Source organism: Clostridium sp. (assembly GCF_016650035.1).
Taxonomy (GTDB): domain Bacteria; phylum Bacillota; class Clostridia; order Clostridiales; family Clostridiaceae; genus Clostridium_AD.
The window spans coordinates 1-12,021 of sequence record NZ_JAENWM010000051.1 but is presented as its reverse complement, the minus strand read 5'-3'; the positions used below and the strand labels follow the sequence as shown (position 1 = coordinate 12,021).

The window sequence follows — 12,021 nt, the reverse complement described above, 5'->3', positions numbered from 1 at the left end:
ACGGTTAACAATTAATTAAATTAAGCCACCGGGAAACCACTGGGCAAACCATTGGGGACGGTTAACAACTAATTGAATTAAACTATCGTCTAAAAACATGAATAGCATCTGAAATCATAGGCAATAATTCAAATAAAAGTTTATGAAAAGAGGTAATAATTCATGGCAAGAAAAGCAAGATTAAAAGCGGGCGACGCTATATTTCATATTATGTGCAAAAGTATAACCGAGGTAGATTTATTCAGAGATTGCGCGGATAAGAATAAGTATTTATCCCTACTTAAGAAATATAAAATAATCTATAACGTTAAAATTTACGGATACTGTCTAATGGATAACCATGCACATCTATTAATTTATGCCAACGGCGCAGATATATCAAAAGTCATGCATGGAATAAATTTTTCTTATGCAATGTACTTTAATAAGAAATATAAAAGGCACGGACCTCTTTTTAAAGATAGATTTAAGAGCCTAATAGTTGATAATGACAACTACCTTAGAACTGTATCATTATATATACATAATAATCCTACAGATATTGGTGAATTCAAAGATTGTCCTGAAGAATATGCTTTTTCTAGCTTAGGAATATATATTGGGAAAAGAAAGGATGCTTTCGGCGTAGTTGATTACGACTTCGTTATGAGCCTTTTTGGTAATAATCTAAAAAAAGCAAGACAAAGTTACTGTAGCTGTATTTTAGGTTGCACCGATGAAAAATGGAAAGAAGAAATTGAATTTGAAGATGAAACAACGGATTACAAAAGTGAAAGGAAAATACTTCTACGAAACTTTAAAAGCGATGACATAATACAATTCATAGCCTCAAAGATGGGTATATCAAAGATTCTTCTTCATATGAAACATAATAGAAAGCTGGTAAAATCAAGAGCATTAGTTGTTGTTCTAATGAGAAGTCTCTGCAATTTTAAATCCAGCGATATCTGCAGTATACTTGGAAACATTACACAGGCTAGAACATCAAAATTATGCACTATTGGTGTGGACTTAATTATATCAGAAAAAAAATATGAAAATATTATTGGTGAATTTATCGAAAATTACTCTTAAAAAGCATATTATTAGTTTCTTTTATCTATAAGAATCCGTTGCAAATAAAAATTTTCTCATTATTACTTATTTATTTTTTATTCAATAAAAAAGGACAAGCCTCTATAATTATAGATACTTGACCTTTTAATCAGCGAAAAAATTTAAATAAGAGATAAATAGATGGAATAACTAATGCAAAGGGATAACCTCTACTTAAAATCTAATATTCACTACAGATAAAACAATTGTTAACCGTCCCCAATTATCCAATTCACTTATCCCCTTTTTCTAAACCACACCTCAACCCTGCTGCCCTTTCCCTCTTTGCTTTTAACTTCTATAACGGCCTTATGAAGGTTTAAGATATTCCGAGCAATGGTGAGTCCTATTCCTGATCCCTCAATTTCATGTCTGCTCTTGTCACCTCTGTACAGCCTTTCAAATATATAAGGTAAATCTTCCTCTTTAATTCCAATTCCTGTATCCTCTACTGTAAGCACCACTTTTTCATCTACTTCATTTAATTTAGTATTGATTCTTCCTCCACCTGGAGTAAATTTAATTGCATTTGAAAGTAAATTAATAATTACCTGCCTTATTTTATCGCTATCTCCTAAAATGCAATATTGTTTACTTTCGTCAATTTCTAACGTCATTTTAACGTTCTTATTTTCTGATATTATTTCAAAATCCTTTGCTACAGAAAGCACTATATCTTTTAGAGATATTGGTTCCATATTAAGCACTGGTTCTTCTGCTTCTACTTCTTTTAAATCATTTAAGTTGTCTATAAGTTTTCCAAATCTAATAACTTCTTCATTGAGGTATGTTAACCTTTCGTTATCTACTTTGATAATACCATCAATCATTGCTTCAAAATTGTTTTGAAGCATATTAAGAGGAGTCCTAACTTCATGGGATATGTCTGACACCAGTCTTTTTCTAAGTTCATCTTGATGCTGAAGCTTTTCACCAAGAGTGTTTATGCTTTTCCTTAAGTCTTCAAGCTCTATAATACTGCTCTTATCTCGTGCCTTTTCACGATAATTTCCATTTGAGAGATAAACCGAAACTTTTGAAATTTCCCTAAGAGGAGTAGAAAATTGTTTTGAAATAAACAAACTAATTATTATTGTTATTAAAACCGAAAGTGCAACACTTACAATGATGCTCTCGTTTATCGAGGATTTAAAATTTACATCTTCTTCGGATAAAATTACTGATGAGTATTGTCCTATTTCTATGTGCCCTACTATTTTATCGTTAACTTTTATTTGAAAGGTACTTGTAGTGTATACTCCCTCATTTTCAACATGCATATTAACGCTTGTGTTGTTAAGTATGTCAGTAGGATCCATTCCCCAAACTACTTTGTTATTCGCATCCCTAAGAGTAAGGCAATAGTTACTCATATAAGCTTCATGTAATATTTCTATTCCAGAATCTTCATTCCACTTGCCATCTTTATTATAAATTTCCTCTAAATATTTTACTATCCTAGTATTCCTCTTATTTTGTATTTCCCCTAAATAATTGTCGAAGGTTCTTGATATTGTTATATTTACAAATAGTGTAGATATAAAAAGTGCTAGTACAGCAGTACCTACCAAAATAATACTTAACCTTTTTCTTACGCTTTGCATAACTTACTCACCGCCAAATTTATAACCAATTCTATTTACGGTTAATATATATTTAGGATTTTTGCTATCCTCTTCTATCTTTTTACGTATATTTTTTATATGAACATCTATTGTTCTATCAAAGCCTTGAAAATCTATTCCCATAATTCTTTCAATAAGTTGTTCTCTTGTAAAGATTTTGCCATGATTAGAAGAAAGAATCTGTAATATATCAAATTCGTTAGGTGTAAGCGATATTTCTACTTCATGCATCTTAACTATTCTTTTATCATAATTAATTTCTAAATCCCCATTATTATAAACTTTCGTTTTTTCATTATTAATATTCAACCTTCTAAAAAGTGCATTAACTCTTGCAGTTAGTTCTCGCGGACTAAAAGGCTTGACTAGATACTCGTCTGCGCCAATGTTTAATCCCTCTATTCTATTTTCTAAGCTACTTTTTGCGGTCAACATGAAGATATGTACTTCGGAAATTCCCCTTAGCACCTTGCACACCTCTTCACCGGATATGTCTGGTAACATTAGGTCTAATATAACTAAGTTAAACTTTATTTTCTCGAAAAGTTTTATTCCATCCAGTCCCATTGTAGTACAATAAACACCGTAGCCTTCTTTTTCAAGATAGGCTTTTAATATTTCTGACACTTTTTCTTCATCTTCAATGATCAATATATTATTCACGTTTAATTTCTCCTTTTTAAAAGTTTATTTCAATTACCCAACCATTCGATTAAGTGCAATAATTGTTAACCGTCCCCAAGCATTTTAACCTTACCTCTAGCATAAAATAGAAACTGAGGAGTTGGTAATGTGAAAGTTAAATTTTGCGAACACAACAAAGGGAAAGATGCTGTCATTACTATGATAACTGAAACTCATCCAAATATAAAGATATCCACTAAAAAATGTCTTGGAAAATGCCACAGATGTAAGTCTCATCCTATTGCTCAGGTAAATAAAAAAATTTTAGTTGGCACAGATGAAGAAAATTTATATGATATGATAATCAGTAAATTATTAATCCCTTAGATGGATATTTGAGAGTAAATTTCGATGAAGTGCAATAATTGTTAACCGTCCCCTATTATGTTCAACTACGAAAACAAAGTATATATATTGTATAAAGTTCATTCGCGATACTTTACACAATATATATACTTTTTATCTTACTCGTCTACCACTTATATAATCTCGTCTTGTCATAGATGAAATCTTTATTACATCCCCTGTGCGAGGAGAATGAATGTACTTATTATCTCCAATATAAATACCGGTGTGTTGAGGATTACTTGAACTGCCAAAGAAAACTAAATCTCCAGGCTCAAGCTCGTCCTTAGATACTCCTACACCACTTCTTACCTGATCACCAGTACTTCTTCCTATTGATATTCCAAAATGCCTGTATACATATTGTGTGAATCCTGAACAATCAAATCCTGTTGAAGGTGATGTTCCAGCCCATAAATATGGTGTGCCAAGTAAAGTCGCCGCATAGGATACTACTGCATTTTGCGATACATTAGCTGCGCCTCTTGACTGTGAAATGTCTCCTATGGCATTTACATTTGATATGGTTCCATTTAATGACACTTCATCGTTACTTATCTCAGCTAGAAGAACATTTTCCTTGCTGTTTAACTGAGTTATTAATTTTTTTTGTGACTCTTTAGCGAGAATTATTTTATCTAACTTTTCCTTGTTTTCAACTTGCAAACTAAGTAATACTTCTTTCGTCTCATTTAGACTTTGCTTTTTTTCATTTAAATAAATTTTAGTAGCTTTAAATTTATTCATTACTTCTTTATCAAAATTTATGATAATTCTCACATTTTCTACTCTTGATATAAAATCTCCAAAGTTCTCTGCTCCGAGCATCATCTCGGCATAGCCATCAAACCCATTCATGTACATAGTTCTTATTCTACCATTAAACAATTTTTCTTCACTTTCTTCTCTGCTTTCAACCTTCTCAATATCAACTACGGCGATTTTTATCGCCTTTTCTGTTAGATATATTTGGACCTTATTTTCTTCTGTTTTAGTCATATTAATTCCAATCTCGCTATCTAATTGTTCTATTTTACTTTCTACTTTTTCTCTTTCGGTTTTAACTTTCGTTAGTTGATCCTTCTGCGGTTGTAACGTTCCACTAGTTGGTACTGCTAGTGCTGTTACGTTTAAAGTGAGCATCAAAGTTATCGTAACTGCCAGATTTTTTAGGGCATTCCTCATTTTTACATCTCCTTCGTCTTGCAAAATTCATAAGTACTCTGGCCCTTAAGCAGTTAATTCAAATTTGCCCAAAACATTTTCATTAATAACATAGTAGCATTTATTTTCTTCTATTTTCACATAGATCTCCATTGATTTTATATCCTTTTGAAGTTTTCCACCTTCCCTCCATATTCTCTTAACCTTTTGCTCTAAATCTTTAAGAGCGACTTCCTTACCATTAAATTGTATGATTTTATTTGATTTCATGTGAATCTTCCCCCTTCTATTTATTATTATCATTTTATTGATTACTTAATATTACATTTATGTACTATTATAGCATAAATATGTTTCAGTAAACATATACTTTATTAATTTATATATTTTTTTTATTTTTTTATAAGCAGAAAGCTGTGATTTTTAAAATCACAGCTTTCTGTTTTCCTTATTTAATTATGTTTTGTTTTTAAATCTAAATCTAAATCCTAAGGGGACGGTTAACAACTTTTTCGCTTAAATCTTAAAGTTTCACTTTTTAAGTTGATTAGTTGTTAACCGTCCCCACACTTTTTAAGTTCATTAGTTGTTAACCGTCCCCAATCTTAAACTCCAATCACTTTTTAAGAACTTCTCCTCAATTTCAGAGCTTGAAAGAGGCTTACTGTAATAATAGCCTTGAATTTGATTGCATCCCATACTTTGCAATAGTTCAATTTGTTCCTTGGATTCAGCTCCTTCTGCAATAACCTCCAATCCAATTTTCTGTGCAAGTTGTATTATTCCATCTACAATGGCTTTTTCTCTTTCATTAGTAACAATATTATCAATAAAAGACTTGTCTATTTTAAGTGTGTTTATCGGCAACAGCTTTAAATAACTAAGAGAGGAATATCCCGTTCCAAAGTCATCTAAGGCAATTTTTATACCTAAGTCTCTTATGACAGTAAGAAGTTTTACACTTTTTTCAAAATTTTTCACCAAAATACTTTCTGTAATTTCTAGTTCCACAAACCTTGGATTAACATTTGTTTCGGCTATAAGTTTTTTTAGCGTTTCTTCGAATTTATCATCCTCAAGTTGAATTGAAGATACATTTATTGCAATAGTATCATATACATAACCTTTGTTTTTCCATGCATTATTTTGAAGATACACAGTTTTTATAATCCATTCACCCATAGAAATTATTAGTCCACTTTGTTCTGCAATAGGGATAAACTCCATTGGAGATACTTTTCCAAGCTCAGGACTTTCCCATCTTAAAAGTGCTTCAAATCCTTTTATTTTATTATTTATAATATCTATCTGTGGTTGATAATATATTTCAAGCTCATTTCTTTCTAATGCACGTCTTAAACCTTTTTCTATTTCAACACGTCTTACTACATCTTCACTCATATATTTATTGAAATAACAATATTTGGATTTCCCATTATATTTAGAATTATACATGGCGGTATCAGCACTTCTTAGCAGTGCAGAGCTACTCTTACCATCTTGTGGAAACACTGCAATACCAATACTTGCTGAAGAGTATACATGCTTACTATCTATATTGATTCCACAGTTTAATAAACCTTGTATTTTTTGACAATGCTCACTAACATCTGAGTAATTCTGAACATCCTTCATTAAAATAAAAAATTCATCTCCTCCAACTCTTGAAACAAGATCGTCTTCTTTAATAGATGCTTTAATGATTATTGCAACTTTTTTTAGTAATTCATCCCCATAATCATGCCCTAAAGTATCATTAATTTCTTTAAAATTATCTAAATCAATAAATAATACAGCCATTTTAGTTTGTTTATATTTAACCTTAATAATTTCACTTTTAAGAGTATTAACAAACAGTCTTCTATTAGGTATACCTGTTAATATATCATAATACTCCAATTTATTAATTTTTTCCTCATAATTCTTTTGGGCAGATATATCTGTAACGGAGCCTGAAATTTTAGTTGCAATGCCTATATTATTTCTTAGGCACTTGCCTCTAATTAGAATCCACTTATCTCCCCCACCATTAAACATGATTTTTATTTTACTTAGATAGTGCAATGTTTTTCCTTTTATATGATTTTTAAAATCACTTATTGCAATTTCTTTATCTTCTTCCACTACTATATCCATTAAATTTTGTAGTGAAATTATAGTATCTTTATCATATCCAGTGATATCACTAAATTTATCTGAAGCAAAAAACACTTTAGTTGTAAGGTCAACTTCCCAAATGGCATCATTGGAACCTTCTAAAGCTAACTTATATCTTTCCTCACTTTTTTCAATCATTGCTTGTTTTTCATGGAGCTCATCATATTGAGCCCTTAGCTCTTCTTCTGCAGCTATTAATTGTTCATAAGTAGCTTGTATTTCCTCATAATTCCCTTTTAATTTACGAGACCACATCTTACTTTTTTTTCTAAATTCATTCACCAAGAAATATATTAGAAAAGATGATATAAGTACATATCCCCAGCCCTTAATTGTTTGTATACGAGTCATTGTAGCTTTGTTTTTAATTACCATATCTAAAAGCCTATCAGAAAACGCCACCCAAATCGAACCAATTAAAGCATATCCAGCAGTTACTTTAATCGGCATTTTTTTAAGCCACATTTCATCAGGGTATAACGAATCATCATTTAATGTTTCCGCTTTACTTGTTATGTTTTTTCTTGCAGTTTTGTTTAAGTCTATTTTTTTGGCATCCACCCCGAGCCCTCCTAATACTATATGTCATCTAAACTTTTACATAATACTTTTAATTATCGTCTAAATCGTATTTTTATTAATAGTTTTTTACAAAATATTTTATATTTTTCAAATTTTTTTTAACTGTTAATTACACTATTATTATTTGCTCTATTAATGGCCTTGACATTTATACCGCAGGTGCTATAATTAATGTAATAAAATACTTAAACACTATGAAGAGAAAAGTAAGTTACCGCACATTTACAGAGAGAGAATACCACTGCTGTAAGTATTCTTAAATGTAGTTAGCTGAAGACTACCTCCGAGTGGCTTTAATAAAGCCCGGTAATTCCGTTATAATTATGAAGTGGTTTATTTTTATAAACAATTTGGGTGGAACCGCGGGAAATTATAATCTCGTCCCTTTTCTATAATTAGAATTGGGATGGGGTTTTTTTGTTTTATAAAAAATTAAAAAGGAGCAATGTATAATGGTAAATATTACATTAAAAGATGGTTCAATGAAAGCTTATGAGTCCGGAATAACTGTATTTGAGATTGCGAAAGATATTAGTGAGGGACTTGCAAGAGTTGCTTGTGCTGGCATGATGAATGATAAAACAGTAGATTTACGTTACAAAATCACTGAGGACTGCGAACTTAGTATATTAACTTTTGATAGTGAGGAAGGACAAAGAGCCTTTAGACATACTGCTACTCATATTTTAGCTCAAGCAGTAAAAAGATTGTTCCCAGCGACTAAACTTGCCATTGGACCCGCTATAGATGGAGGTTTCTACTACGATTTTGATAAACATGGTTCTTTCTCTGCTGAAGAAATTACAAAAATAGAAGCCGAAATGAAGAAGATTGTTAAAGCAGATCTTCCGATAGAAAGATTTGAACTTCCAAGATCTGAAGCTATAGCTTTCATGGCAGATGAAAATGAAAGTTTCAAAGTGGCATTAATTGAAGACTTACCTGTGGATGCAATTATCTCCTTCTACAAACATGGTGAATTTACAGATCTTTGTGCAGGACCACATTTGATGTCTACAAAATATATAAAGGCCTTTAAGCTTACTCAAGTTGCAGGAGCTTATTGGAGGGGTAGCGAGAAAAATAAAATGCTCAGTCGTATATATGGAACTGCCTTTACAAAAAAATCCGATTTAGATGCTCATTTAGAAAGAGTAGAAGATGCTAAAAAAAGAGACCATAACAAGCTTGGACGCGAACTAAAATTCTTTACAACTTCAGATGTTATAGGTCAAGGCTTACCACTCCTTATGCCTAATGGCGCAAGGGTAATTCAGTTACTCGAACGTTTTGTTGAAGATGAGGAAGAAAAAAGAGGATACGTTATTACTAAGACTCCTCTTATGGCTAAGAGTGATTTATATAAAATGTCTGGACACTGGGATCATTATAAAGATGGGATGTTTGTCCTTGGTGATGAATCTAAAGACGAAGAAATTATGGCCCTTCGTCCAATGACATGTCCTTTCCAATTTACAATATTTAATGCTGATCAAAAGAGTTATCGTGATCTTCCAATTAGATATGCTGAAACTTCAACGCTTTTCAGAAATGAATCTTCAGGTGAAATGCATGGTCTAATGAGAGTTCGCCAGTTCACTATTTCAGAGGGTCATTTAGTTGTTAGACCTGATCAATTAGAAGACGAATTTAAAGGTGTTATAAATTTAATTAACTATATAATGGTGACACTTGGAATTGAAAATGATATCACTTACAGATTCTCTAAATGGGATCCAAATGATAAAGGTGATAAATATATTGATAACCCTGAAGCTTGGGCAGATACTGAAACTAAGATGGAAGATATGTTAAACCATTTAGGTATAAAGTATAAAACAGCTATTGGTGAAGCAGCTTTCTACGGCCCTAAGCTTGACCTTCAGTTCAAAAATGTTCATGGTAAAGAAGATACTATAATTACTGTACAAATTGACTTCTCACTACCAGAAAGATTTGACATGACTTATATTGATAGTGATGGATCTAAAAAACGTCCATATGTTATCCATAGAACTTCTATTGGTTGCTACGAGAGAACACTAGCGATGCTCATAGAAAAATATGCTGGTGCTTTCCCAACTTGGCTTGCACCAATGCAAGTTAAAGTATTGCCTATTTCCGAAAAATTCCATGATTATGCTGACTCTGTAGTAGCAAAACTTAAAGAATCTAACATTAGAACTTCAGGGGATTTTAGGGCAGAAAAAATAGGATACAAGATTCGTGAAGCTCGTAATGAAAGAGTTCCTTACCTACTAATAGTTGGAGAAAAAGAAGCAGAACTTAATGAAGTTTCTGTTAGAAGTCGTAAAAATGGCGATGAAGGTGCAATTGCACTAGATTCATTTATTAAATCAATAAAAGAAGATATAGAAACTAGACAGTTATAATAACAAACGCCAGTACAAAATTTTGTACTGGCGTTATTATTTTATTTTATTATTTTAAATGAACTCTTTAGAGATACTATTCTATTAAAAACTAGTTTACTCTCAGTAGTGTATCTAGAATCTACATTAAAATAACCATGTCTAAAGAATTGGAATTTATCTTGTGGTTTTGAATCCTTCATACTTGGTTCTATAAATCCTTGCAAAATTTCTATAGAATTAGGATTTATTTGATCTAGGAAAGTTTTCCCTTCACCTTTAGATTCGTCTAATATTAATGGTTCAAATAATCTAAATTCTGCTGGCAATGCATTTATTGCATCTACCCAGTGGATTGTTCCTTTAACTTTTCTTCCCGTAAATCCACTACCACTTTTAGTTTCTTTATCATAAGTACAGTGAATCTCACATACATTCCCTTCAGCGTCTTTAATAAAATCAGTACATTTTATAAAGTATGCTCCCTTGAGTCTTACCTCGTTTCCAGGAAACAACCTAAAGTATTTTTTTGGTGGAATTTCCATGAAGTCTTCTTGCTCTATATATATTTCTCTTGAGAATGACACTTGACGACTTCCCATTGATGCATCATCTTGATTATTCTCAATTTCAAGCATTTCCACTTGTGCTTCTGGGTAGTTTGTAATAATTACCTTAAGTGGTCTTAAAATTGCCATAGTTCTATGTGTTTTCTGGCTTAAATCTTCTCTTATAAAGTGTTCTAGCATTTGCCCATCTACAGTACTGCTAGCTTTTGCCACTCCAATTTCCCTGCAAAAATTACGTATAGATTCAGGGGTATAACCTCGTCTTCGAAGACCAGCTACAGTTGGCATACGTGGGTCATCCCAAGCATCTACAACTCCATTATCTACTAATTGTTTAAGGTTTCTTTTGCTCATTACAGTGTTGGTTATGTTTAATCTTGCAAACTCTATTTGTCTTGGTTTATGTTCCATTTCACAATTGTCTACAACCCAATCATATAATGGACGATGATCTTCAAATTCTAGTGTACAAATTGAATGTGTGATTCCTTCAATTGCATCTTCTATTGGATGAGCATAATCATACATAGGATAAATGCACCATTTATCTCCTGTATTATGATGATCTATATGAGAAATACGATAAATTATTGGATCCCTCATATTTACATTAGGGGAGCTCATATCAATTTTAGCTCTCAACACTTTTTCTCCATCAGAGAATTCACCTTTTTTCATACGGTCAAATAAATCTATATTTTCTTCTATGGTTCTATTTTTATATGGACTTTCTTTTCCTGGTTCTCTTAATGTACCTCTGTACTCTTTCATCTGCTCAGCAGTTAAATCACACACATAAGCTTTACCTTTTTTTATTAATAATACAGCGCGATCATACATCTCATCAAAATAGTTTGATGCAAAAAATAAATCATCCCACTGATATCCAAGCCATTTTACGTCTCCCTTTATAGATTCAACGTACTCTGTATCTTCTTTAACTGGGTTTGTATCATCAAAACGTAAGTTTGTCTTACCTTTAAATTCGTCTGCTAGTTCAAAGTTTAAAATAATTGATTTTGCATGACCAATATGCAAATATCCGTTTGGTTCTGGTGGAAATCTAGTAATAATTTTCTTGTGTTTTCCTGTTTCTAAATCTTCTACAACAATATTTCTTATAAAGTTTGATGAAATAGTTTTATTTTCCATGCTTGTCACCTTCCTCTTAATCTAGATTACATGTGATTTAGATATTACAAGTAATCTACCTCACTTATTAGTTTTGTCTATATTCTATTAAATATATCACAAAAATGGATTTATTTCAATAATCTTGCGTGGTGCCCAGAGCTGAAGCATGATTTTTTTTAAAAGCACTAATTTAACTTAAAATTATAAATTACTATTACTATTTGTGATTCGCAGATTTTTTTATATAATATTGCTGATAAAATAAGTTTCAATTCATTTTCATAGTTCACTTTT

Annotated in this window: 9 protein-coding genes and 1 other annotated feature; of the genes, 3 read left to right on the top strand and 6 right to left on the bottom strand. The window is 31.6% G+C overall.

The window, feature by feature from the left end:
- Nucleotides 1–162: 162 nt before the first annotated feature.
- Nucleotides 163–1,074, top strand: coding sequence for a transposase (locus JJD95_RS12530; RefSeq protein WP_291643368.1), 912 nt, complete (start codon nucleotides 163–165; stop codon nucleotides 1,072–1,074).
- A 257-nt stretch (nucleotides 1,075–1,331) separates the two neighbouring features.
- Here the strand turns inward: JJD95_RS12530 and JJD95_RS12525 are convergent, their stop codons facing one another.
- Entirely contained in the window at nucleotides 1,332–2,699 is a 1,368-nt protein-coding gene (locus JJD95_RS12525) for an ATP-binding protein (RefSeq protein WP_291643367.1), read from the bottom strand.
- Nucleotides 2,700–2,702: 3 nt separating this feature from the next.
- The gene (locus JJD95_RS12520) at nucleotides 2,703–3,383 is read right to left on the bottom strand and encodes a response regulator transcription factor (protein WP_291643366.1); all 681 of its coding nucleotides are present in this window, start codon (nucleotides 3,381–3,383) and stop codon (nucleotides 2,703–2,705) included.
- Between the two features lie 129 nt (nucleotides 3,384–3,512).
- Here JJD95_RS12520 and JJD95_RS12515 point away from each other — a divergent pair, with 129 nt between their 5' ends.
- Entirely contained in the window at nucleotides 3,513–3,731 is a 219-nt protein-coding gene (locus JJD95_RS12515) for a DUF1450 domain-containing protein (protein ID WP_291643365.1), read from the top strand.
- Nucleotides 3,732–3,863: 132 nt separating this feature from the next.
- Here JJD95_RS12515 and JJD95_RS12510 read toward each other — a convergent pair whose 3' ends face one another.
- From JJD95_RS12510 to JJD95_RS12500, 3 genes are all read right to left on the bottom strand, one after another.
- Nucleotides 3,864–4,934 (bottom strand): NlpC/P60 family protein, encoded by a 1,071-nt coding sequence (locus JJD95_RS12510; RefSeq protein WP_291643364.1) that lies wholly within the window; start codon nucleotides 4,932–4,934, stop codon nucleotides 3,864–3,866.
- A gap of 45 nt (nucleotides 4,935–4,979) precedes the next feature.
- Nucleotides 4,980–5,183 carry a DUF6465 family protein gene (locus JJD95_RS12505; protein WP_291643363.1) on the bottom strand — a complete coding sequence of 68 codons (204 nt, stop codon included), beginning with the start codon at nucleotides 5,181–5,183 and terminating at the stop codon, nucleotides 4,980–4,982.
- Nucleotides 5,184–5,495: 312 nt separating this feature from the next.
- Nucleotides 5,496–7,631 carry an EAL domain-containing protein gene (locus JJD95_RS12500; protein ID WP_291643362.1) on the bottom strand — a complete coding sequence of 712 codons (2,136 nt, stop codon included), beginning with the start codon at nucleotides 7,629–7,631 and terminating at the stop codon, nucleotides 5,496–5,498.
- A gap of 206 nt (nucleotides 7,632–7,837) precedes the next feature.
- Nucleotides 7,838–8,041, top strand: a binding site (T-box leader).
- Nucleotides 8,042–8,104: 63 nt separating this feature from the next.
- Here JJD95_RS12500 and thrS point away from each other — a divergent pair.
- A complete protein-coding gene (gene thrS / locus JJD95_RS12495; RefSeq protein ID WP_291643361.1) occupies nucleotides 8,105–10,045 on the top strand; it encodes a threonine--tRNA ligase in 1,941 nt (646 codons plus the stop codon).
- Nucleotides 10,046–10,086: 41 nt separating this feature from the next.
- Here thrS and JJD95_RS12490 read toward each other — a convergent pair whose 3' ends face one another.
- Nucleotides 10,087–11,745: a glutamine--tRNA ligase/YqeY domain fusion protein gene (locus tag JJD95_RS12490; RefSeq protein ID WP_291643360.1), complete on the bottom strand. Its 1,659-nt coding sequence runs from the start codon at nucleotides 11,743–11,745 to the stop codon at nucleotides 10,087–10,089.
- Between the last annotated feature and the right edge of the window lie 276 nt (nucleotides 11,746–12,021).